Below are 24,653 nucleotides of genomic sequence, written 5' to 3'. Positions count from 1 at the left end.
AATGGAAGCAAATAGATAGAATGGAGCAGTGAAATGAAAGCAATTATTACAGTCGTCGGAAAAGACCAAAAAGGAATCGTAGCAGGTGTTGCGACTAAGGTAGCAGAGTTGGGACTCAATATCGATGATATCTCTCAAACGGTATTGGATGAGTACTTCACCATGATGGCAGTCGTATCATCGGATGAGAAAAAAGATTTTACCCAGCTTCGTTCAGAATTAGAAGAATTCGGTCAGTCTCTTCATGTCAAAATCAATATCCAGAGCGCAGCCATTTTTGATGCCATGCACAATTTGTAAGATAGGGGTTGAGAATTTATGGACATTAGACAGGTAACAGAAACCATTGCTATGATTGAGGAGCAGAACTTTGATGTTCGGACCATCACTATGGGCATCTCCCTTCTAGATTGTATTGATCCAGATATTGATAAGGCGGCAGAAAAAATCTACCAGAAGATTGTGACAAAGGCCAAGGACTTAGTAGCTGTTGGGGATGAGATTGCGGCAGAACTCGGCATCCCGATTGTGAACAAGCGGGTTTCGGTCACTCCGATTTCTATTATCGGGGCAGCAACCAATGCGACAGATTATGTGCCCTTTGCCAAGGCGTTGGATCGTGCGGCTAAAGAGATCGGAATTAACTTTATCGGTGGCTTCTCAGCCCTGGTTCAAAAAGGTTACCAAAAGGGGGATGAAATCCTCATCAATTCTATTCCTCGTGCCCTAGCAGAGACGGACTTTGTCTGCTCTTCAGTCAATATCGGATCGACCAAGACGGGGATCAATATGACCGCTGTCCGAGATATGGGCCGTATCATTAAAGAAGCCTCCCAAGCGGATCCAATGGGACCAGGGAAACTTGTTGTCTTTGCCAATGCAGTAGAGGACAATCCTTTTATGGCGGGTGCCTTCCACGGTGTTGGTGAAGCGGATGTTGTCATCAACGTTGGAGTTTCAGGTCCTGGTGTTGTCCAACGGGCGATTGAAAAAGTTTCTGGTGCAAGCTTTGATGTCTTGGCTGAAACAGTTAAGAAGACAGCCTTCAAGATTACTCGTGTCGGGCAACTGGTTGGTCAAATGGCTAGTGAACGTCTCGGTGTTGAGTTTGGAATTGTGGACTTGTCTCTTGCGCCAACACCAGCTGTTGGGGATTCGGTTGCCCGTGTCCTTGAGGCTATGGGGCTTGAAGTAGTAGGAACCCATGGAACTACTGCAGCGCTCGCTCTGCTCAATGACCAAGTGAAAAAAGGCGGCATCATGGCTTGTAACCAAGTCGGTGGTTTGTCAGGTGCCTTCATTCCGGTCTCAGAAGATGAGGGGATGATTGCGGCAGTCCAGTCAGGTCATATCAACCTGGAAAAATTGGAAGCCATGACAGCCATTTGTTCAGTCGGTCTGGATATGATTGCCATCCCAGCTGATACTCCAGCTACGACGATTGCGGCTATGATTGCCGATGAAGCAGCTATCGGAGTAATCAACCAAAAGACAACAGCGGTTCGGATTATTCCTTATGGAGAAGAAGGCGATATGTTAGAGCTTGGAGGACTTCTTGGCTCTGCTCCAGTGATGAAGGTCAACAAGGCTTCGTCAGCTGACTTTATTGCCCGTGGTGGTCAAATTCCGGCCCCAGTTCATAGTTTTAAAAATTAAAAAATGGCCCTGGCGCATGATGTTTGCTCAGGGCTTTTAATGTTGACCAAGGTAGTGAAAGTGAATCTAGTGGTCATCGCTGACAGTTTCCTTATAAAAAATGATATAATAGAAGAACGTAAAAGGAGATTACATGGCGAAAACAAGATTATTTATTATTCGGCATGGAAAAACCATGTTTAATACGATAGGTCGTGCCCAAGGTTGGTCGGATACGCCTTTAACTGCTCAAGGAGAAGAAGGTATCCGTGAATTGGGGGTTGGTTTGAGAGAATCTGGTTTGGACTTTGTCCGTGCTGTTTCCAGCGATTCCGGTCGCGCCATTCAAACCATGGGAATTGTTTTAGACGAGCTTGGGCTCACAGATCAGATTCCTTATACTTTCAATAAAAAGATCCGGGAATGGTGTTTTGGAAGTTTTGATGGCGCCTATGGAGGAGAGCTTTTCCGTGGAGTCGTTCCCCGTGTTCTGGATATAGAAGACTACAAGAAGTTAACACTAGAAGAGTTAGCGAATGGGATTTACCAAGTGGATACAGCCGGATGGGCTGAACCGTGGGATGTGTTGAAAAAACGCATTGTAGATGGTTTTGAAGAGATTGCTAAAGAAGTCGAAGCCAAGGGTGGTGGAAATGCCCTAATTGTCAGTCATAGCATGACCATCGGTTCCTTTGTGTGCATTTTAAATCCAGAGATAGAGTTGGATCCAAGGGTTGAAAATGGCAGTGTTACCCTGGTAGAATACGAAAATGGACGTTTCTCGATCCAAACCATCGGAGATGAGTCTTATCGCAAGCTGGGTGCTAACTGGTTAGCAACCCACTCAGAAGAACTTGATGTAAAAAAATAAGATACCTTATATAAAAAGATAACAATTGCAGGAGGATAAAAATGGCAAAGACAAAATTGTATATTGCCCGTCATGGAAAAACCATGTTTAATACCATTGGTCGTGCCCAAGGTTGGTCTGATAGCCCCTTGACGGAAGCTGGTGAACGAGGGATTCATGAATTGGGGATTGGGCTACGCCAAGCTGGTATTCCGTTTCAACAAGCTGTTTCCAGTGACTCGGGTCGAACCATTCAAACCATGGGAATTGTGTTAGAAGAATTAGGCTTGACTGGTAAAATTCCTTATCGCTATGATAAGCGTATTCGTGAATGGTGTTTTGGAAGCTTTGATGGAGCCTACGACGGGGAACTCTTTATGGGGGTTCTGCCACGTGTCTTTCGAGTCGATGATTTCCATCATTTAAGCTTGATGGAGTTAGCTGAAGGAATTGTCGAAGTGGATACAGCAGGCTGGGCGGAGTCCTGGGAAACTCTTCGAGATCGAATTTTGGATGGCTTTACGGCGATTGCCAAGGATGTCGAGTCTCAAGGTGGTGGCAACGCCATCGTGGTCAGTCATGGGATGACGATCAGTACCTTGATTTACCTGATTGATCCAAAAGCCTTCAAAGAATTGGTCTTGGACAATGGTAGTGTGACAGTTATTGAGTATGAGGATGGCCAATTTAAACTTGAAGCCGTTGGCGATCTGTCTTATCGTAAAGTTGGTGCACAGGAGTTAGAGGGAGAACATGAGTAAGTATCAGCGTGCAAAGAAAAAGAAAACAGGCTGGATTTGGTTTTTCTGCCTACTTCTGCTCCTTGTAGGTTCAGGAGTGGCTGTCTTCTATTTGAAACCTGAGTGGGTGCAATCACTTGCTTTTTGGGAACAAAAAACTGTACAGACAGCTCCGAAAAAGGTTGAAAAGAAGAAACAGGAGAAAAAGGAAGAAAAGCTGAAGACAGACCTTCCCCAAGTTTCCACTAAGGATTGGAACTTGGTTTTGGTCAATCGGGACAATAAATTGCCTGAGTTGAACCCTCAACTAACAGATGTGGAAGAGATAAAAGTAGATAGTCGGATTGCCGAGCAAACCCGGCAGTTCTTAGCGGCGGCTAGAGCTTTGGCGCCGGAAGAATCTTTAATTTCAGGCTATCGGAGTGTCGCTGAACAAACAGAACTCTATAATGAGCGGGTAGCTCAGCTAGAGGCGACGGGCCTTCCTCATGAAGAAGCAGAGAAGCAAGTCCAGACACAGGTACAAGTGCCAGGGGCTAGTGAACACCAAACGGGCCTAGCCATTGATATGAGTCTCCCATCAGGGCAATCAGAAGAATTAGCCAAGCAATTGGTAGCTCTAGCACCACAATTTGGCTTTGTTCTCCGCTACCCAGAAGGGAAAAATGCGATTACAGGTGTGGACTATGAAAACTGGCATTTCCGCTATGTTGGTGTTGAGAATGCTCAGTATATGGCCAAGCACCAGCTAGTCTTAGAAGAATACATCCAAAAACTGAAAGAAGCAGGATTATAGTTTTTTTAGACGACTATCGGTCTTAAGAATGATTTTTAGCACTCTTGAAAAAAGAGTGCTAATTTTTTGGGTTTTTTTCTTGACTTTCTCTTGAGAGGGTGTATAATAGAATCATGGTTTAGCACTTGAGTGTTTAGAGTGCTAAATATGAAAGAGAGGTGAGGTCATGGTTACAGAACGTCAAAATGAGATTTTAAATCTTGTTGTCGACATCTTTACCAAGACCCACGAACCGGTCGGTTCAAAAGCACTGCAAGATGTGATTCAATCCAGTAGTGCCACTATCCGAAACGATATGGCTGCCCTCGAAAAGCAAGGTTTACTAGAAAAAGCCCACACTTCGAGTGGTCGAATGCCGAGCCGGGCTGGTTTTCAATATTTTGTTCAGAACTCGCTTGATTTGGAGTTGATTGATGAGCAAGATGTCTACCAGGTGGTGAAAGCCTTTGATTTTGAAGCCTTTAAGTTAGATGATATCTTGGATGCTACGGCCAAGTTACTAGCCCAGATGACGGGCTATACCGCGGTGATCCAGGATGTTGAGCCGACACGACAGCGCTTGACTGGTTTTGAGATTGTTCCATTATCCAACCACGATGCCTTAGCGGTTCTGACCTTGGATGAATCAAAGCCTGTTACCGTACAGTTTGCGATTCCAAAGAATTTCTTAACCAGCGACTTGGAAATCTTCCATCAGTTGGTTCAAGAACGTTTCATTGGAAATACTGTCTTGGATATCCACTACCGCCTGCGGACGGAGATTCCACAGATTGTACAGCGCTATTTTAAGACGACAGACAATGTATTAGATCTGTTTGATTACGTCTTCTCACAACTGTTTCAAGAATTGGTCTTTGTAGAAGGAAAGGTTTCATCTTTAACCTACGCCGATCTTCAGACTTATCAATTCTTAGATAACCCCCAACACGTAGCTCTCGAGTTGCGAGGGGGAATGCCAGAGGACCAAATGACCCAGATCCTGGTTGCTGAATCCCAAGAGAAGGCCTTGAAAAATGTGACCGTGATTAGTCATAAATTCCTGGTTCCTTATCGTGGGATGGCCCTCATGCATGTGATTGGTCCCGTAGAGATGGATTACAGGCGTGTGATTAGCCTCGTCAATGTTATCGGACGGGTAGTGGTCATGAAGTTAACGGACTACTACCGTTACCTCAACAGTAACCATTATGAAGTAAATTAAGACCAAATGAAAGGGGTGTATGCCTTGACAGAAGAAATCAAAAAAGAAGACGTGAAAGAAGAGGAAGTTGCCGAGACAACTGAAGAAGTCGTAGAGGAAAGCAACCAACCTTCTGAATTAGAAGATGCACAAGCGCGTGCCGAAGAATTTGAAAACAAATACCTCCGTGCTCATGCAGAGATGCAAAACATTCAGCGCCGTGCCAATGAAGAACGTCAACAATTACAAAAATACCGTAGCCAAGATTTGGCAAAAGCGATCTTACCATCACTTGACAACCTCGAACGTGCCCTTGCCGTTGAAGGGTTGACAGATGATGTGAAGAAGGGCTTGGAAATGGTCCAAGAAAGCTTGATTCACGCCCTAAAAGAAGAAGGGATTGAAGAAATCGTAGCGGACGGAGAATTTGACCATAATTACCATATGGCCATCCAAACGGTTCCAGCAGATGACGAGCATCCAGCAGACACCATCGCACAAGTCTTCCAAAAAGGCTACAAACTCCATGACCGCATCCTAAGACCAGCTATGGTAGTGGTGTATAACTAGGATACAAAGCCCGTAAAAAGCTCACAGTAAAAATAGAAGATTGACGAAGTGTTCGATGAACACAAGGAAATCTATCTTTTTTACACAGAGCTTAGGGCGTGTTCAACTAGGCGGTAAGTCAGAAATCTGTGATTTCGACGTCTCGTGTCGCGATATATATACATTGAAACCTTGTCCGAAACGACACTAAACTATGAAAGAAAGACTAAAATTGGTTCGGCTTTGCCAATAGTGAGCGAAGCGAACCAAAGGCGATACTCTTCGCCGTGGCGCTATCTTCGCAAACTTTGAGACCTTAGGCTCAAAGTTTAGTCAAAGAGATTGACGAAGGTCAAGCTCTGACGGCGTCGCCACTTAAGAAGAGTATCAAAAAGAAAAAAAGAAGAAAAAACTTAAGGAGAAAAAACACATGTCTAAAATTATCGGTATTGACTTAGGTACAACAAACTCAGCAGTAGCAGTTCTTGAAGGAACTGAATCAAAAATCATCGCGAACCCAGAAGGAAACCGCACAACCCCTTCTGTAGTTTCTTTCAAAAACGGTGAAATCATCGTTGGTGACGCTGCAAAACGTCAAGCAGTCACAAACCCAGATACAGTTATCTCTATCAAATCTAAGATGGGTACTTCTGAAAAAGTTTCTGCTAACGGTAAAGAATACACTCCACAAGAAATCTCAGCGATGATTCTTCAATACTTGAAAGGTTACGCTGAAGAATACCTTGGTGAAAAAGTAACTAAGGCTGTTATCACAGTTCCAGCTTACTTTAACGATGCTCAACGTCAAGCAACTAAAGACGCTGGTAAAATCGCTGGTCTTGAAGTAGAACGTATCGTCAACGAACCAACTGCAGCAGCTCTTGCTTACGGTTTGGACAAGACAGACAAAGAAGAAAAAATCTTGGTATTCGACCTTGGTGGTGGTACATTCGACGTATCTATCCTTGAATTGGGTGATGGTGTCTTTGACGTATTGGCAACTGCAGGGGATAACAAACTCGGTGGTGACGACTTTGACCAAAAAATTATCGACCACTTGGTAGCAGAATTCAAGAAAGAAAACGGCATCGACTTGTCAGCTGACAAGATGGCTCTTCAACGTTTGAAAGACGCAGCTGAAAAAGCGAAGAAAGACCTTTCTGGTGTAACATCAACACAAATCAGCTTGCCATTTATCACTGCTGGTGAAGCTGGACCTCTTCACTTGGAAATGACTTTGACTCGTGCTAAATTCGACGATTTGACTCGTGACCTTGTAGAACGTACAAAAACTCCAGTTCGCCAAGCCCTTTCAGATGCAGGTTTGAGCTTGTCAGAAATCGACGAAGTCATCCTTGTTGGTGGTTCAACTCGTATCCCTGCCGTTGTTGAAGCTGTTAAAGCTGAAACTGGTAAAGAACCAAACAAATCAGTGAACCCTGATGAAGTAGTTGCTATGGGTGCTGCCATCCAAGGTGGTGTGATCACTGGTGATGTGAAAGACGTTGTCCTTCTTGACGTAACACCATTGTCACTTGGTATCGAAACAATGGGTGGCGTCTTCACAAAACTCATCGACCGCAACACAACCATTCCAACATCTAAATCACAAGTCTTCTCAACTGCAGCAGACAACCAACCAGCCGTTGATATCCACGTTCTTCAAGGGGAACGCCCAATGGCAGCAGATAACAAGACTCTTGGACGCTTCCAATTGACTGATATCCCAGCTGCACCTCGTGGTATTCCACAAATCGAAGTAACATTCGACATCGACAAGAACGGTATCGTATCTGTTAAAGCCAAAGACCTTGGAACTCAAAAGGAACAAACAATTGTTATCCAATCTAACTCAGGTTTGACAGACGAAGAAATCGACCGCATGATGAAAGATGCAGAAGCTAACGCTGAAGCAGATAAGAAACGTAAAGAAGAAGTTGACCTTCGTAACGAAGTAGACCAAGCTATCTTTGCGACTGAAAAGACAATCAAGGAAACTGAAGGCAAAGGCTTCGATGCAGAACGTGATGCTGCTCAAGCTGCTCTTGATGACCTTAAGAAAGCCCAAGAAGACAACAACTTGGAAGACATGAAAGCAAAACTTGAAGCTTTGAACGAAAAAGCTCAAGGACTTGCGGTTAAACTCTACGAACAAGCCGCAGCGGCACAACAAGCTCAAGCAGGAGCAGAAGGCGCACAAGCAACAGGAAACGCAGGCGATGACGTCGTAGACGGAGAGTTTACGGAAAAGTAAGATGTTGAGGCGTTAAGAAAACGAAAGAAAAATAGGAAGCCATCGCCTTGTGCGATGCACAAAAGATGGCTTATCTTTTTTCCGAAGTTTTTAGCCGAAACTCAATTCAGCCTTACTAGTTCAAAAACAAAGTATAATCGACTTTGTTTTAGAACGTCGTAATGATAAGAAGAAATCCAGAGGTTGCAACCCAGCCTCTGTTTTTCGGTAAAATAGAGGATGTTGTGTATGAAAAAAGTACTTTGTATTATTTATCCTAATTTTTCTCTTTATGAGATAACTGCTTTAACGAGTACTTTAGCTCTGTCTTTTGACATCACGATTGATTATGTATCTTCGGATGATTCGATAGTGATCTCTGAAGATGGCCTGCCCTGTCAACCGACGAAAACATTGGATCAAGTACGTATAGAAGAGTATTCTTGTGTGATTTTGCCCGGAATGGTTAACATTGGACCTGCTCTAAAGGATGAGAAATTGATTTCGTTTTTGAGGAACCTTGGTGAGCAAGATATCCTAATTGCAGCCATTTCTTCAGCGCCTCTTTTATTAGCGAAAGCAGGTCTGTTGAAGGACACGAAATTCACAGGTGGAATTTGGCAAAACTTCTTTGACTATTTTGAATTTCTTCCTCGCGAAAATTTCCAACCGAAAGTTCTTGTGCAAGATAAACAAATCATTACGGCTATCGGTTTTGCACATCAAGAGTTTGCAAGAAAAGTGATTCTAAGTTTAGGGCTGGCAGAGAATACGGACAACTATTTTAAAGAACAAAACGAGTATGCAGAAGAGGATTTGATATTTACTCTATCAGAAGTAGAGTTTGATCAAGTGAAGCAAAGTATAGAAAACACCCTCTAAAGTTTTACATGGAAATTATAGAAAGGAACAAAGAGCGTTCGGAGAATTGAACTCGAGCGGAAAGCTTGGAAATTAGATAAACCGCCTAAGAAATCAGGATTTCTTGTCGGTTTCCTAAATTTCAGTCGCTTTCTGTTCGCTCTTAGTATCTTAAATGAACAATACTGAATTTTATGAACGTTTGGGCGTTTCAAAGAATGCATCTCAAGATGAGATCAAGAAAGCCTATCGGAAATTATCTAAGAAATATCACCCGGATATCAACAAAGAACCTGGTGCTGAGGAAAAGTACAAGGAAGTTCAAGAAGCTTATGAGACTTTAAGCGACGAACAAAAGCGGGCAGCTTATGACCAATACGGTGCTGCAGGAGCCAACGGTGGTTTTGGTGGCTTCGGTGGCGGAGCTGGTGGTTTCGGTGGTTTTGATGGCGCTGGCTTTGGTGGCTTTGAAGACATTTTCTCAAGCTTCTTTGGAGGTGGCGGTGCGAGTCGCAACCCAAATGCTCCACGTCAAGGAGACGACCTTCAGTACCGCGTCAATCTTAAGTTTGAAGAAGCTATCTTTGGAACTGAGAAGGAAGTGAAGTACCATCGGGAAGCCAGCTGTCGCACATGTAATGGCTCTGGTGCTAAGCCGGGTACTAGTCCTGTGACCTGTGGACGTTGTCATGGTTCGGGTGTGATCAATGTGGATACACAAACCCCTCTAGGAATGATGCGTCGTCAGGTAACCTGTGATGTCTGCCATGGACGTGGTCAAGAAATCAAAGAACCTTGTACTACCTGTCATGGGACTGGTCACGAGAAACAAGCGCACAGTGTCAATGTGAAAATCCCTGCTGGAGTTGAAACAGGTCAACAAATCCGCCTCTCTGGTCAAGGAGAAGCTGGCTTTAATGGAGGACCATACGGAGATCTCTATGTGGTGGTCAACGTTGAGCCGAGCGACAAATTCGAGCGTGATGGATCAACCATCTACTATAAATTGAACTTGAATGTTGTTCAGGCTGCTCTTGGAGATACGGTCCATGTACCAACGGTTCACGGCGATGTTGACTTGGTCATCCCTGAAGGAACCCAGACTGGTAAGAAATTCCGACTCCGTGGTAAGGGAGCACCAAGCTTGCGTGGTGGCTCTGTAGGAGATCAATATGTATCTGTTAATGTAGTGACACCAACAGGTCTAAATGACAAGCAAAAAGAAGCCCTTCGTGCATTTGCGGAAGCTGGTGATATCAAGGTAAATCCAAAGAAAAAAGGCTTCTTTGACAAGATGAAAGATGCCTTGGATGATTTATAAAAAAAAGAAGATTTGGTTTTTCCAATCTTCTTTTTTTATCAAGAAAAACACCTCCGAAACCAAAGGATTCAGAGGTGAGGCAAAAGAATCAAATTAAACGATACCTTGGGCAATCATCGCATTTGCGACATTTTCAAAGGCTGCGATATTGGCACCAGCAAGGTAATCTTTACCAAGACCGTAGGTTTCTGCAGTTGTTTTAGCAGTGTTGAAGATGTTAGTCATGATATCTTTCAAACGACCATCTACTTCTTCTCGTGTCCAAGAGAGACGGAGGCTGTTTTGGCTCATTTCAAGAGCAGATACAGCAACCCCACCAGCATTGGCAGCTTTGGCAGGTCCGTAAAGAATGCCATTTTCTTTGTAGACTTTGATAGCATCAAGGTCGCTTGGCATGTTGGCTCCTTCAGAAACAACTTTTACGCCTTGAGTAACCAAGCGTTTCGCTGCTTCACCGTTGATCTCGTTTTGAGTCGCACATGGAAGGGCGATGTCATAGTTGCCGGTATAAGTCCATACAGAACCTTCGTAGTATGTAGCAGTTGATTTTTCTGCAGCGTATTCTGTCAAACGAGCACGACGGTTGTTTTTCACATCTGTAAGAAGATCGAAGTCGATCCCGTTTTCGTCGATCACATAACCGTTTGAGTCAGAGACAGAGATGACAGTTGCACCAAGTTCAGTTGCTTTTTGAAGAGCGTATTGGGCTACGTTACCAGAGCCGGAAACGACGACTTTCTTCCCAGCGAAGCTATCGCCGTTGGCTTTTAGCATTTCTTCCGTATAGTAAACCAAACCATAACCAGTTGCTTCTGGACGAATCAAGCTACCACCGAATCCAAGAGGTTTACCAGTCAAGACACCTGCATCAAATTGGTTCAGGCGTTTGTATTGTCCGTAAAGGTATCCGATCTCACGTCCACCAACCCCGATATCACCAGCAGGTACGTCAAGAGAAGGTCCGATGTATTTTTGCAATTCTGTCATGAAGCTTTGGCAGAAACGCATGACTTCAGCGTCAGTCTTGCCTTTAGGATCGAAATCAGATCCACCTTTACCACCACCGATAGGAAGGCCGGTCAAGACGTTTTTGAAGATTTGTTCGAAGCCGAGGAATTTCAAGATCCCTTGGTTAACAGTTGGGTGGAAACGAAGTCCGCCTTTGTATGGACCAACAGCTGAGTTAAACTGGACACGATAACCACGGTTCACTTGAACCTTTCCATCACGGTCAACCCAAGGAACACGGAAAGAAATTACGCGCTCTGGCTCAGTGATACGGGCCAAGATGTTTTCTTCAATGTATTCTGGATGTTTTTCAAATACAGGTTCCAAAGTGCTAAGGAACTCTTCAACAGCTTGAAGGAATTCTGCTTCATGGCTATTACGAGCTTTTACAGTTTCGAAAGTGCTTTGGATATATTCTTTTGCAGTTGTCATCTTGTTTCTCCTTTTTTTATTGAAACGAATGCCAGTAGGGGCTGTCTTACTGGGTATGAAGGCACTGCTAGAAGCAATGTCATGCTTTATTACGTGGACAATTATAGCAGACTTTTTTTGTCTTGTAAAGAAAAAAGTTGAATTTTCAGAAAATTTTCACGACTTGAATTTGAGTAGACTTAAATAGTTTCATAAGGTAACAATCATCTGAAGATGTACGGTATTTCTATTCAATAATCTCTAGAAAGAGAGAGAAATACAAGGCGATTTTTCTATTTCCGGACGTTCTTTCTTAATTTCTAGTTTTCTGAACTCTAGAGGTCATTTTCGTGCTATAATGGCTGTAAGAATTCGTTCCAAGGAGAAGAAGATGGTATCGACAAAAACAAACATTGCAGGTTTTGAGTTTGACAACTGCCTGATGAATGCTGCTGGTGTGGCCTGTATGACAATTGCAGAACTTGAAGAAGTAAAGAATTCTGCTGCGGGAACATTTGTGACCAAGACTGCGACCTTGGAGTTCCGTGCTGGAAATCCAGAGCCACGCTACCAAGATGTGCCACTTGGTTCAATCAATTCTATGGGTCTGCCCAACCAAGGTTTGGACTATTATTTGAATTACCTATTGGACTTGCAAGAAAGGGATCCTGACCGGACTTTCTTCTTATCTCTCGTCGGTATGTCTCCTGAAGAGACCCATACCATCTTGAAAAAAGTGCAAGACAGTGACTTTAAAGGTTTGACGGAGTTAAACCTTTCTTGTCCCAATGTTCCTGGGAAGCCTCAGATTGCCTATGATTTTGAGATGACGGATCGTATCCTTTCAGAAGTTTTTGCTTACTTTACTAAACCACTGGGGATTAAACTACCGCCTTACTTTGATATCGTCCATTTTGATCAAGCAGCAGCGATCTTTAACAAATACCCGCTCAAGTTTGTCAACTGCGTCAACTCGATTGGAAACGGCCTCTACATCGAGGATGAATCCGTAGTGATCCGTCCGAAGAACGGCTTTGGTGGGATTGGTGGAGAATACATCAAGCCAACTGCTCTGGCCAATGTCCATGCCTTTTACCAACGGTTGAATCCAGAAATTCAGATTGTAGGGACAGGTGGCGTCTTGACCGGTCGCGATGCCTTTGAGCATATCCTTTGTGGAGCTAGTATGGTGCAAATCGGAACCACCCTTCATAAAGAAGGAGTAGGGGCTTTTGATCGCATTACTGCGGAACTCAAAGCCATCATGGAAGAAAAAGGCTACCAAAGCCTAGAAGACTTCCGTGGGAAACTGCGCTATATGGATTAAGTTAGGATGATGAGAAGAACCCCTCACGTTACTAAGAACGGAGGGGTTCTTTTTAGCTTTTCTTAAACTGCAAAGAGTGACAAAAAACTGGTCCTGGTTTCAGTTGTTTTGCAACTATATTTTGCTCAGATAGGAGTGAAATGGTGTATAATGAAGATGAAAGGATTTAGGTGAAGAATGAGTTTGTTTCTTTTTTGGTAAGTTCGGAAAGGAAGGTGATTCTCATGGGAGCTGGTGACTTTATTCAGGAAGCCTTGCTTACTATTCAAGCTATTGAGGACTCCTTTTTGGCTTATTCCCAGACCATTCCAGACGCAGTCCGATTTCAGGAAAATCTGGACTATATCCTTCGCTATTTAAAAGAGGTAGAGCGTGTGGACAATCGTGTCTTAATGGAGCTAGAGAAGTTTTATCAAAGAGCGAGCTTCTTGATTGGTTTGAGTGCCCTGCACTTGGATGAAGCAACGTTTCAAGCTTGGAGAGTGTATGATCGCTTTCATTATGACAGGGTGAAGTCTCAGTTACAGGTCTACGGACCGACAGTGGTTTTGTAGTTGATGATAGCTTTGTGTTTGTCCACAGATATTCAGAGGAGGTGTTGGTCATGCTAGTCCTTCATGATTTTCTACATCAGTTAACCATATCATTTTGGAATTTCTACTACTCACTCTTTTTCCTATTTGAAAAATAAGAATAATCTAATCCCTTTTACTGGTATAGTAGAAGGGATTTTTGATGCAGAATCCTTGAAAATCTGAGCCTCTTGGATTATGATGGAGCTAATAGATGTCAAGCGTTCCTCTTAGGGAATGCAGGAAGCGAGGAAAAAAGATGGCAGAGATTTATCTAGCAGGTGGCTGTTTTTGGGGATTGGAGGAGTATTTTTCACGGATCCCTGGTGTAGAACAGACGACAGTGGGCTATGCCAATGGCCAGGTGGAAACGACCAATTACCAACTGATCAAGGAAACGGATCATGCAGAGACCGTTCAGGTCATCTACGATCCAGACAAAATCACCCTACGAGCGATTCTGCTCTACTATTTCCGTGTGATTGATCCCTTGTCCATGAACAAACAGGGAAATGATCGAGGTCGCCAGTACCGAACCGGTGTCTATTACCTGGACGATGCGGACCGTGAGGTGATCGCCCAAGTGTTTGCGGAGCTAGAAGAGCAGCTTGGCCGCAGGATCGCGGTGGAACTAGAACCTTTGCGGCACTACATCCTAGCTGAGGACTACCACCAAGACTACCTCAAGAAGAATCCTGGGGGCTATTGCCATATCGATGTGACGGATGCTGACCAACCCTTGATTGATCCGGCAACCTATCCCAAGCCCAGTCAAGAGGAATTAAAGGCACGATTGACAGAGGAGCAGTACCAAGTCACTCAAGAGAGTGCGACAGAGCGCCCTTTCCACAATGCCTATGACCAGACCTTTGAAGAGGGTATCTACGTGGATATCACGACTGGAGAGCCCCTCTTCTTTGCCAAGGATAAGTTTGCGTCTGGCTGTGGATGGCCGAGTTTCTCTCGCCCTATTGCCAAAGATGTCGTTCATTATTACCAGGATCATAGCCACGGGATGGAGCGGATTGAAGTTCGTTCCCGCTCAGGCAATACCCACCTCGGTCATGTCTTTACCGATGGACCAAGAGACCAAGGAGGCCTTCGCTATTGTATCAATTCAGCCTCTCTGCGCTTTATTCCGAAAGAGGAAATGGAGCAAGAAGGATATGGGAACTTAATCAAGGACTTACAGTAAGAGGATGTTTCAAAGAGAGGGGGTTATCCTCTCTTTTCTCTTCCTCATGTGGAGCTTTGTAGGTAAGGAAAACAAGAACTTTGTGAATGCTAGGTCAACCTTTTTTCTTTTATCAAAATTGTGTTACAATGAAAAAAAAGGGTATTAGCTCCCCTAGCAGATTTTTGCTAGGGAAAGTCCTTTGGGTGCGAGAAAAGAATGGGAAGAGGAAAAAGGATGAAAAATTGGAAGGATCTTCTGAAAGGGTGGAAAGGAGTCGGAAAAGATATTCTGACTATGTTCAATGAATGGTTGGATGCTGGATTGGAAAAGGTAACAGCGATCCATTTGACAAATGAACAGTTTGTCTATGGTTTGCTGATTACTGTATTTGCGGCTGCCAATGTAGTCTTGTGGGTACAAAAATTTAATGGTTTTCCCATTACAGCGACAGAAATGCCAGATAGTATCGAACAAAAGGAAGAACTGGATGCGAATCAAATCCCTCGGACGGCTCGGATCATGGCCAATGGAGATCAGCTTTATCATGACTTGCTCTATATGAGTGCAGCCAAGGAAGATGGAAGCTATGATTTTTCTGAGAATTATCGCTATGCTAAATCTTGGTTGAAACAGGCGGACTTGGTTTTAGGAGATTTCGAGGGAACCATCAATCCGAATTATTATCTGGCTGGTTACCCTCTCTTTAATGCGCCTGAGTCTGTAGTAGATTCGATCAAAAAGGCAGGTTACCAGGTGATGGACTTGGGCCACAACCACATTCTAGATTCTGGTCTGGAAGGTGTCTTTTCAACAGCCAAGGCTTTTGAAGATGCTGGAATTCAGACAGTAGGGGTCTATCCTCACGAGACACGGGACCAAGCTCCTCTCCTCATTAAAGAGATCAATGGCATTAAGATTGCTATTTTAGCCTATTCCTACGGTTTTAATGGCTTGGAAGCCTATTTAGATCAAGAAGATTATGACAATCGTTTGTCGGACCTCAACGAGGAACGCATGCGCAAGGAAATCCAAAAGGCTGAAACTGAGGCAGATCTTACGATCGTTATGCCACAGATGGGAATTGAGTACGACCTAGAGCCGACGGAGGAACAAAAGGAACTTTATCATAAAATGATTTCTTGGGGAGCTGATATCGTTTTTGGCGGTCATCCCCATGTGGTTCAGCCTTCTGAAATTGTTGATAAGGATGGACAGCAAAAGCTGATTATTTATTCTATGGGAAATTTTCTTTCGAATCAACGGATAGAAACCATGGAAGAGATAGAGAACGCTCAATGGACTGAGCGAGGGGTCTTGATGGATGTCACGGTCGAAAAAGTAGGGCGTAAAACACGAATCAAGACAGCAAAGGCTCATCCGACCTGGGTTAGCCGGACACCAAAGGGGACCTATTCCCCTGAGGGCTATGAACTCTATCATTACCAGACTTATATCTTAGAGGACTGGATTGAGGGAGGGAAATACCGGGAAAAATTAGATGAGGACACCAAGGACCGAGTGGATGCGGCATATCAGGAAATGAAAGAACACGTTCATTTGGATTGGAAATAGGAAGGAAAAAATAGAGAGTGGACAATCTTGGATGGCTGCCAGTTGGCCTCATTGGACTGGTCATGGTTATTGTTCTAACAAATTATATGTCAATGATTCGTCTGAGGAAAAGATTAGCAAAGGCATGGGATGGAGAACGGTTCTTTATCAAAAAAGATACTGAAGAAAGTTTAGTGGATGGTATGTTGCTAGCTTCTACCATCCAACCAACAGATAGCCAGGTAGACGATCAAACTTGGTATGATTTGGCTTTACATAAAGTGTTTGATCAGTTGAACTATACGCAGTCTAGTATAGGAGCAGAAGCTTTGTATCAGAAAATGCGTTTGCTAACATTTCAACCAGATGACTCTTTGAGGGAGTTGGAGGAATTTTTTGAACGTCAGCCTGATCTTCGTCTGAGGGTTCAGGTAATCATGAACCAATTGGGGAAAAAGAATCACAATATGGCTAGAAGTATTGTCGCTAATCCAGGGAATCAAGATTCGAGGATCTATCTTTCTCTCTATATTTTTTTAGCGTGTTTGCCAGTCCTCTCTCTTTTCTTTCTTCCGTTTTTTAAAATTCAAGCCTTTTCAGTCTTGATAGCGAGTGTGACGTTTAATATCATTTTTTCGAGCATTCGGAATTGGTCGAATAAAACGCGCTTGGATCAAGTTAGTTACCTGGTTCGCATCTTTGCTTCAGCGGAAAAGTTGAGTCGTTTAGCGCTTCCGAAACAAGAAGCACTCAAACAGGCTGTCCAACCATTTAAGAAGACGAAAGTCATTTCCAGCATCTTACAAAGTCCAACAGGAAACTCCGAGATGGAAATTATCCTGATTTACCTTAATTTTCTTTTCTTAATTCCGCAGATTGCCCAGATCTATATCTATCAGCAAGTGAGGGCTCATCAGAAAGAAGCGCAGGAAACAATCAATCTTTTGGGCGAATTGGAAGTAGCTATTAGCCTTCTACGCCATAAGCGTGATGGTAAATTGGTCTGTCATCCCTGTTTTAAACAAGATGGAGGGATCAAGGGTAAGGGGATCTACCACCCTTTGATAGCGAATCCTGTTGTGAACGATGTCAGTTTTGAAAAAAATATGGTGATTAGTGGGGATAATGCCTCGGGGAAATCTACTTATCTGAAAATGGTAGCCATTAACTGTATTCTGGCTCAGGGATTGGGATTCGCCTATGGTGAAAGTTTTGAGCTTCCTTATGGACATGTTATGACTTCCATGGATGTCAGCGATGATATTGAGGTTGGAGATAGTTATTTTATTACAGAGAGTAAAACGATTCTCAGAATGATTGAGAATCTAAAAAAGCCTGGTTTTCATTATTTCTTTATTGATGAACTCTTTAAAGGAACCAATACCATCGAGCGAATTGGAGCAGGATTGGGCATTGTCCGCTGGCTATCTGGTCGTAATTGCTTGTATATGATATCGAGTCATGACATTGAGTTAGTCGTAGCATCTGGTGCAGTAAATGATAATTATCATTTCGATAGTCGCTATGTCGATGGAAAAATTGTCTTTGATTATCACATAAAGCAGGGCTCGGCAGTGACTAAGAACGCGGTGAATACATTAAAAAGCCTCCATTTCCCTTCGGAAATTACTCTAACTGCTCAAGAGTTAATTGAACAATATGAAGAAACAGGGAAATGGTCTTTGAAAAGAATGTTGAACTGATAAAGATACGAGGTACTTGGCTCTATCCCAGGTTCCTACTGTAAATAAATTAAAAGGACATAGAACATCTGGCTTAAACATGTTCTATGTCCTTTTACTGTTTGATGGTTTGATTAGAGGCAGGCTTTTCGATAGTGACTAGGAGTTGTTTCGTAGTATTTCTTAAACTGGCGGTTAAAGTTTGAGAGATTATTGAAGCCTGACTGGCTAGCAATCTCAATGATGGCTTGATCTGAATGCTGCAAAAGATGGGCAGCTTTTTTGAGACGGAATTGAATGATGTATTCCATACAGGAAATCCCCAGTTGTTTTTTGAAAAAGTTCATAAAGTGGGTTGGACTAAAATTGCAAAGCTCTGCCAACTGCTCAATCATGAGTTCTTCTTGATAGTGATCAGAGATATGATCAAGAACCAAGCGAATTTTTTCTTCTCTTCGGTAGGCCTCTGTGGAGAATTTCTTCTCGACGATGTAGTGATGAGAATAGAGAAGATAAAGGAGCTCGTTAAGCTGGGATTTAATGCGGAGCTCATAGAAGGGGCCTTGGTCTCTCCCGTTTTTCATACAGTCCAAAAGACAGCTCTTGATTTCTTCATAGCCTGGAGCGTCTGGTTGGATGCGACGCGCAAATTCAAAATCTCCATTGTGCAAAGGTTGCAAGTATTTAAGGGTCGCAATATTTTTATGGCTAATCCCAACTAAGTCCAGATTAAAGTGGAGGACATCCATAGTATGGGTGGCTCTTTGGATAGGGTGGATGGAATGGAGGGCATTTGGTCGGATCAAGATAATGTCACCAGCTTGGCTATCAAAATACTCATAATCGATATGGAACTGGGCTGTGCCTTCACTTACATAAATAATTTCGATATCGGTATGCCAGTGAAATAAAATGTCTGGTTGCCCATTTTGAGTTAGGATCTGTTTGATAGAAAAAGGAAAATCCTTATTGGCAAAAGTTGTTTGTCGGTATAGAGTGTCAGTTTTCATTACTACCTCTTATGTCTTTAGCGGGGAAAGCAGACCGAATGTTGTACTGGAAATGAAAGAGTCTGCTAGTTGATCTATACAGGGAAAATTCTACTATCTATATTATAATAAAATTGGACAAAAAATTAAAGAGAAGGGATGAGATTTTTGTTAATTTTTAAGAAGAGATGAAGGAGAGCAGGTCTTTGGGGAAAGATGTTTCCTAAACCAAGAAAGAAAAGTGTATAATAGGGATAGAATAAGGCCAAGAGGTGGCGATATGATACAAATGATTGCAACAGATATGGACGGGACTCTCATGAACGAGCGAGGAGAAATTGATCGTGAGCGTTTAAGTGCTATTTTAGATCAACTGGATCTAAGAGGAATTCCTTTTGTCATTGCGACAGGGAATGGATATAGTCGAATGGCCCATGTATTAGGAGAGATAAAGGACCGAGTTACCCTGGTTCTAGCGAATGGGGCACGAGTCCTAGAAAAAGGAGAATTGATCCGAGAGTGTACCTGGCCTGAAGAGTTGGTACAGGAAGTTTTACGTCATCTAGCGGGACGCGAGCAAGAGCTTCATCTGGTCGTGAGTAGCCTTACTGGAGGTTTTGCTAAGAAGGGAACAGAATTTCCTCTTTTAGAACAATTGATGACGCCGGAGCTAACTACTGCTTTTTACAAACGGATGCAGTTTGTAGACGACTTAGTCCAAGAACATGGTGAACAGGTCCTCAAGTTGAGTGTCGTCACTGAACCAGAAAACGTAGCCTCTTTCGTACAAGAAATTAGGGAAGAGTTTGGGGAGCGCCTTCTTCCAGCTGCCAGTGGCTATGGAGCCATTGATATTCTGCAACCTGAGGTCAACAAAGCCACAGCTATTCAGTTTCTAGAAGAACATTGGGGCGTGGATGGTGGTCACTTGATGGCCTTTGGCGATAGTCAAAACGATGTCGAAATGCTTGAGTTGGCGACTTATTCCTATGCGATGGAAAATGCGGATGAGCATGCTCGAAAAGCAGCCCGATATTCCGCGCCGTCTCACCAGGAAGGTGGGGTCTATAAAATCATCGAAGCCTATTTAGAGGGGGAACTAGATTTGGGTTAGCATATGCATCGCTGTAAGTTCACTCCTTTGGATAGCAAGTGGATTTCATGCTACCATACTAAAAGAAAGGAGTCTTCATGGCTGTACAATTATTGGAAACCTGGCTGTTAAAAGAACAGGAAAAAATACAAAACAAATACCGAGAGCTCAATCGAAATCCTTTGAGGGAACCAGATATCCTTTTTATAGGGGACTCTATCGTCGAATACTATCCTCTTCAAGAGTTGTTTTTGACAGATAAGTATTTGGTCAATCGAGGCATCAGAGGCTATAAGACAGACCTCTTAGACCACCATTTAGACGCCCACATTTTCGGCCAAGTGGTGGACAAGGTCTTCTTACTGATTGGAACCAATGATATTGGTAAGGAGATGCCCCTGTCGGAAACCATCGATCATATGACCAGTATCCTACAGGAGATAGCACGGCTCTTACCCCTGGCTCAAATCAAACTCCTTTCGGTTCTCCCTGTTAATGAGGGCGCAATCTATAAGGGAACAGTCTATATCCGGAGCAACCAAAAGATTCAGGCTTTGAATCAGGCCTATCGTGATCTAGCTGAAGGAATGGTAAATGTCGAATTTATCGATGTTTTTGACTGTCTGCTCGGAGCAGATGGTCAACTCAAGCCAGCTTATACAACAGATGGTCTTCATTTAACGATTGAGGGGTATAGAGTTTTAAGTGAACGGCTTCAAAAAGAATTATAAGATATCCTAGCAAGAAAAGGAGATTTTCTTGCTAGGTTTTTTTACTTTTTTAGTGTAACAGATGAACCGATCGTCAATTTTTGTATTAATTTTACTTAAATTAAATTACTTATTTTATGCGTTTTAGGAGAGCTATTATCCGATATGTTGCCAAAATATAACAGAATAAGATAGTGTGTTATGTAACAGTTATAGAGCATCTCTGAGCAGATTCTTATACATGTGAATCTCTTTGTGATAAATTAATACTGTAATCGTTTTGTAAATCGTTTTCATGAGAAATGTCAGAAAAAACTCATTTTCAAAACGAAACCTGATCGCAAAGATGGAGTAGAAGCGCTATGCTGCATTTTTAAAGGATCAAAATAGATTTAAAGGAGAGTTAGAATGACTCAAGGGAAAATTACTGCATCTGCAGCAATGCTCAACGTATTGAAAACATGGGGCGTAGATACCATCTACGGTATCCCCTCAGGAACACTTAGCTCATTGATGGACGCTTTGGCTGAAGACAAAGATATCCGTTTCTTGCAAGTTCGCCACGAAGAAACAGGTGCTCTTGCAGCGGTTATGCAAGCTAAATTTGGCGGTTCTATCGGTGTTGCAGTTGGTTCAGGTGGACCTGGTGCGACTCACTTGATTAACGGTGTTTACGATGCAGCGATGGATAACACTCCATTCCTTGCGATCCTTGGATCACGTCCAAACAACGAGCTGAACATGGATGCCTTCCAAGAGCTCAACCAAAACCCAATGTACAACGGTATCGCTGTTTACAACAAACGTGTAGCTTACGCAGAACAATTGCCAAAAGTCATCGACGAAGCTTGCCGTGCTGCCGTTTCTAAAAAAGGTCCAGCTGTCGTTGAAATTCCAGTAAACTTTGGTTTCCAAGAAATCGACGAAAACTCATACTACGGTTCAGGTTCTTACGAGCGTTCATTCATCGCTCCTGCTTTGAACGAAGTTGAAATCGACAAAGCTGTTGAAATTTTGAACAACGCTGAACGTCCAGTTATCTACGCTGGTTACGGTGGTGTTAAAGCTGGTGAAGTAATTACTGAATTGTCACGTAAAATCAAAGCACCAATCATCACAACTGGTAAAAACTTCGAAGCGTTCGAATGGAACTACGAAGGTTTGACAGGTTCTGCTTACCGTGTTGGTTGGAAACCAGCCAACGAAGTGGTCTTTGAAGCAGACACAGTTCTTTTCCTTGGTTCAAACTTCCCATTTGCTGAAGTATACGAAGCATTCAAAAACACTGAAAAATTCATCCAAGTGGATATCGACCCTTACAAACTTGGTAAACGCCACGCCCTTGACGCTTCAATCCTTGGTGATGCAGGTCAAGCAACTAAAGCTATCCTTGATAAAGTAAACCCAGTTGAGTCTACTCCATGGTGGCGTGCAAACGTGAAGAATAACCAAAACTGGCGTGATTACATGAACAAACTCGAAGGTAAAACTGAGGGTGAATTGCAATTGTATCAAGTTTACAATGCAATCAACAAACATGCTGATCAAGACGCTATCTACTCAATCGACGTAGGTGACACTACTCAAACATCTACTCGTCACCTTCACATGACACCTAAGAACATGTGGCGTACATCTCCACTCTTTGCGACAATGGGTATTGCCCTTCCTGGTGGTATCGCTGCTAAGAAAGACAATCCAGATCGCCAAGTATGGAACATCATGGGTGACGGTGCATTCAACATGTGCTACCCAGACGTTATCACAAACGTTCAATACGACCTTCCAGTTATCAACGTTGTCTTCTCAAATGGTAAATATGCCTTCATCAAGGACAAATACGAAGACACAAACAAACACTTGTTTGGTTGTGACTTCCCTAATGCTGACTATGCGAAAATCGCTGAAGCGCAAGGTGCTGTAGGATTTACAGTTGACCGTATCGAAGACATCGATGCAGTTGTTGCAGAAGCTGTTAAATTGAACAAAGAAGGTAAGACAGTTGTGATTGATGCTCGCATCACACAACACCGTCCACTTCCAGTAGAAGTACTTGAGTTGGATCCAAAACTTCACTCAGAAGAAGCGATCAAAGCCTTCAAGGAAAAATACGAAGCTGAAGAGCTTGTACCATTCCGCCTCTTCTTGGAAGAAGAAGGGTTGCAATCACGCGCGATTAAATAATTCCTCTTGTCGAAAATCAAATGTAAACATTGTAGATTTTATGTTTTGATTTTCATAGAGTAAAACCTATTAAGAAAAAAGATCGGAGCCATTCATTGGTCCGATCTTTTTTGAGTCGTTTTTTTTGTTCATGCTAATATCTGGCCTTTAAGCTTTTGATTGATCTGTTCTTTATTCATCTGTTTGAAAAATGTCACTTATCCCTTCTTGTCTGGGAAATGGAGGAGTCATGAAATAAGAAATCACAGATCAAGAATTAGAAGAAAGTGCTAGATTCTCTACTATTACACTGCACCTAGGATTCTTGGATGTAGACTGGAGAGAGGACAGTGAAAGATGATGATGATAAGGGAGGTGCGACCTCCCTTCTATCAAATAAAATTTTGTTAAAAAAATCACAAAATAGTTGATTAAAACTCGTTAGAGTATTATAATTATATCAATATAAGAAGAATGGAGAAAAAGAAATGTCAGTTTTTTATGTACCAGCAGTCAACCTTATCGGTCGTGGAGTGATCAACGAATTTGGAAGTCACGTTAAGGAATTGGGCTTCAAGAAAGCTTTGATTGTCACAGACCACTACATTGCATCGAGCGATATTTTGCCTAAGGTAACAGCTCCCTTAGAAGCAGATGGGATCGAGTATGTTGTATTTGAGGATGTAGATCCAAATCCATCATGTAAGAATGTCTATGATGGGTTAGCTGTGTTAAAAGAAAATAACTGTGACTTTATCGTTTCAGTTGGTGGGGGCTCTCCACAGGATGCAGCAAGCTGCATCTCTATCATGGCCACAAATGGTGGGAAACCACAGGATTATGAAGGCCTTCATAAGTCTAAAGAAAAGGGACTTCCAGTTGTAGCAATCAACACAACTGCGGGAACTTCTGCAGAGATTACCATCAACTATGTCATTACGGACGAAGAAAGAAAGGTTAAAATGGTCATGGTTGACAAGAATAGCTTAGCTCTTGTCTCTGTCAATGACCCTGAACTGATGCTTTCAAAACCAGCTGATTTAACAGCAGCGACAGGTATGGATGCCCTCACTCATGCCATTGAAGCCTTGGTCACACCAGGTGCCTATGACGTTACCAAAAAACTTTCTATTGGAGCGATTGAATTGATCAAAGAATATTTACCACGTGCGGTGGCAAATGGGCAGGATATTGAAGCACGTGAAGCTATGGTGAATGCTATTTTCCTTGGAGGAATGGCCTTTAACAATGCGGGGTTGGGGTATGTGCACTCCATGGCTCACCAATTAGGTGCGGTTTACCACCTTCCACATGGTGTTTGCTGTGCCATGTTGCTTCCTGTTGTTGAGCGTGAGAATGCTAAGCGAGTGCCAGTAGCCTTTCGGAATGTAGCCAAGGCTCTAGGACTTCATACAGAAGGGAAAACAGATACCGAGTGTGCGGATTATGCTATTGCTGAAATTGAGAAATTATCTGAAACTGTCGGAATTCCTAAGAAATTAACAGAATTGGATATCAAGGAAGAAGAGTTTGATTTTGAATACCTTTCTAAAAATGCCCTCATTGATGCCTGTGCTCCAGGAAATCCATTTATGCCAACCTTGGAAGAAACAATTGCCTTTTATAAAGAGTTGTTTTAATGGTTAGCATAGCTAGGGAAATAGAAAAGAATAATTTGCTAATGTAGATAAGGCTGGGTTTACTTCTTACAGGAGGAGCTCTTTTGGACACAGATGCTAAACGATGCTTTATATAACTCAAAGTTATCTTTGTTCTGCCTTTTCTTGGAAGTAGTTTTATAATCA

At 42.8% G+C, this 24,653-nt stretch carries 21 protein-coding genes; 19 read left to right on the top strand and 2 right to left on the bottom strand.

Annotated elements, in window-relative coordinates; genetic code table 11:
- The first annotated feature begins 33 nt into the window (after window positions 1–33).
- From E5S68_RS06355 to dnaJ, 10 genes are all read left to right on the top strand, one after another.
- On the top strand, window positions 34–300 hold the full coding sequence (locus E5S68_RS06355; protein WP_003004214.1) for an ACT domain-containing protein: 267 nt from the start codon (window positions 34–36) through the stop codon (window positions 298–300).
- Between the two features lie 18 nt (window positions 301–318).
- The gene (locus E5S68_RS06350) at window positions 319–1,656 is read left to right on the top strand and encodes a PFL family protein (RefSeq protein ID WP_135782814.1); all 1,338 of its coding nucleotides are present in this window, start codon (window positions 319–321) and stop codon (window positions 1,654–1,656) included.
- A gap of 133 nt (window positions 1,657–1,789) precedes the next feature.
- Complete coding sequence (locus tag E5S68_RS06345; protein WP_135782813.1) at window positions 1,790–2,506, top strand: histidine phosphatase family protein; 717 nt, start codon at window positions 1,790–1,792, stop codon at window positions 2,504–2,506.
- A 41-nt stretch (window positions 2,507–2,547) separates the two neighbouring features.
- Window positions 2,548–3,246, top strand: coding sequence for a histidine phosphatase family protein (locus E5S68_RS06340; RefSeq protein ID WP_135782812.1), 699 nt, complete (start codon window positions 2,548–2,550; stop codon window positions 3,244–3,246).
- A complete protein-coding gene (locus E5S68_RS06335) occupies window positions 3,239–4,021 on the top strand; it encodes a M15 family metallopeptidase (protein WP_135782811.1) in 783 nt (260 codons plus the stop codon). The genes E5S68_RS06340 and E5S68_RS06335 overlap by 8 nt, the downstream gene beginning before the upstream one ends.
- Before the next feature lie 166 nt (window positions 4,022–4,187).
- Complete coding sequence (gene hrcA, locus E5S68_RS06330) at window positions 4,188–5,222, top strand: heat-inducible transcriptional repressor HrcA (protein ID WP_135782810.1); 1,035 nt, start codon at window positions 4,188–4,190, stop codon at window positions 5,220–5,222.
- A 24-nt stretch (window positions 5,223–5,246) separates the two neighbouring features.
- A complete protein-coding gene (gene grpE, locus E5S68_RS06325; protein WP_324253187.1) occupies window positions 5,247–5,771 on the top strand; it encodes a nucleotide exchange factor GrpE in 525 nt (174 codons plus the stop codon).
- A 409-nt stretch (window positions 5,772–6,180) separates the two neighbouring features.
- Window positions 6,181–8,004, top strand: coding sequence for a molecular chaperone DnaK (gene dnaK, locus E5S68_RS06320; RefSeq protein WP_135782808.1), 1,824 nt, complete (start codon window positions 6,181–6,183; stop codon window positions 8,002–8,004).
- Window positions 8,005–8,232: 228 nt separating this feature from the next.
- The gene (locus tag E5S68_RS06315; RefSeq protein ID WP_135782807.1) at window positions 8,233–8,865 is read left to right on the top strand and encodes a DJ-1/PfpI family protein; all 633 of its coding nucleotides are present in this window, start codon (window positions 8,233–8,235) and stop codon (window positions 8,863–8,865) included.
- A 154-nt stretch (window positions 8,866–9,019) separates the two neighbouring features.
- Entirely contained in the window at window positions 9,020–10,165 is a 1,146-nt protein-coding gene (gene dnaJ / locus E5S68_RS06310; RefSeq protein ID WP_135782806.1) for a molecular chaperone DnaJ, read from the top strand.
- Window positions 10,166–10,258: 93 nt separating this feature from the next.
- On the opposite strand, the gene gdhA is transcribed toward dnaJ, so the two are convergent.
- Entirely contained in the window at window positions 10,259–11,605 is a 1,347-nt protein-coding gene (gene gdhA / locus E5S68_RS06305; protein ID WP_135782805.1) for an NADP-specific glutamate dehydrogenase, read from the bottom strand.
- A 370-nt stretch (window positions 11,606–11,975) separates the two neighbouring features.
- On the opposite strand from gdhA, the gene E5S68_RS06300 reads away from it, so the two are divergent.
- The 5 genes from E5S68_RS06300 to E5S68_RS06280 all read left to right on the top strand — a co-directional run bounded on the left by E5S68_RS06300 (window position 11,976) and on the right by E5S68_RS06280 (window position 17,914).
- Window positions 11,976–12,911 carry a dihydroorotate oxidase gene (locus tag E5S68_RS06300; RefSeq protein ID WP_135782804.1) on the top strand — a complete coding sequence of 312 codons (936 nt, stop codon included), beginning with the start codon at window positions 11,976–11,978 and terminating at the stop codon, window positions 12,909–12,911.
- Window positions 12,912–13,135: 224 nt separating this feature from the next.
- Window positions 13,136–13,465, top strand: coding sequence for a helicase BlpT (locus tag E5S68_RS06295; RefSeq protein ID WP_135783109.1), 330 nt, complete (start codon window positions 13,136–13,138; stop codon window positions 13,463–13,465).
- Window positions 13,466–13,742: 277 nt separating this feature from the next.
- Window positions 13,743–14,678, top strand: a complete 936-nt coding sequence (gene msrB / locus E5S68_RS06290; RefSeq protein ID WP_135782803.1) for a peptide-methionine (R)-S-oxide reductase MsrB — start codon at window positions 13,743–13,745, stop codon at window positions 14,676–14,678.
- Window positions 14,679–14,954: 276 nt separating this feature from the next.
- Complete coding sequence (locus tag E5S68_RS06285) at window positions 14,955–16,232, top strand: CapA family protein (protein WP_234697694.1); 1,278 nt, start codon at window positions 14,955–14,957, stop codon at window positions 16,230–16,232.
- A 62-nt stretch (window positions 16,233–16,294) separates the two neighbouring features.
- On the top strand, window positions 16,295–17,914 hold the full coding sequence (locus E5S68_RS06280) for a MutS-related protein (protein ID WP_200773481.1): 1,620 nt from the start codon (window positions 16,295–16,297) through the stop codon (window positions 17,912–17,914).
- Between the two features lie 113 nt (window positions 17,915–18,027).
- On the opposite strand, the gene E5S68_RS06275 is transcribed toward E5S68_RS06280, so the two are convergent.
- Complete coding sequence (locus E5S68_RS06275; RefSeq protein WP_135782800.1) at window positions 18,028–18,903, bottom strand: AraC family transcriptional regulator; 876 nt, start codon at window positions 18,901–18,903, stop codon at window positions 18,028–18,030.
- Window positions 18,904–19,162: 259 nt separating this feature from the next.
- On the opposite strand from E5S68_RS06275, the gene E5S68_RS06270 reads away from it, so the two are divergent.
- The 4 genes from E5S68_RS06270 to E5S68_RS06255 all read left to right on the top strand — a co-directional run bounded on the left by E5S68_RS06270 (window position 19,163) and on the right by E5S68_RS06255 (window position 24,488).
- Window positions 19,163–19,996, top strand: coding sequence for a Cof-type HAD-IIB family hydrolase (locus E5S68_RS06270; protein WP_135782799.1), 834 nt, complete (start codon window positions 19,163–19,165; stop codon window positions 19,994–19,996).
- Window positions 19,997–20,073: 77 nt separating this feature from the next.
- Complete coding sequence (locus tag E5S68_RS06265; RefSeq protein WP_135782798.1) at window positions 20,074–20,706, top strand: SGNH/GDSL hydrolase family protein; 633 nt, start codon at window positions 20,074–20,076, stop codon at window positions 20,704–20,706.
- Between the two features lie 387 nt (window positions 20,707–21,093).
- Window positions 21,094–22,869 carry a pyruvate oxidase gene (gene spxB / locus E5S68_RS06260; RefSeq protein WP_135782797.1) on the top strand — a complete coding sequence of 592 codons (1,776 nt, stop codon included), beginning with the start codon at window positions 21,094–21,096 and terminating at the stop codon, window positions 22,867–22,869.
- A gap of 467 nt (window positions 22,870–23,336) precedes the next feature.
- Window positions 23,337–24,488: an iron-containing alcohol dehydrogenase gene (locus tag E5S68_RS06255; RefSeq protein ID WP_135782796.1), complete on the top strand. Its 1,152-nt coding sequence runs from the start codon at window positions 23,337–23,339 to the stop codon at window positions 24,486–24,488.
- Window positions 24,489–24,653 lie beyond the last annotated feature (165 nt).

Source organism: Streptococcus rubneri, from assembly GCF_004785935.1.
Lineage (GTDB): Bacteria > Bacillota > Bacilli > Lactobacillales > Streptococcaceae > Streptococcus > Streptococcus rubneri.
The sequence above is the reverse complement of the archived record's forward strand: the minus strand, read 5'-3'. Positions and strand labels throughout refer to the sequence as shown.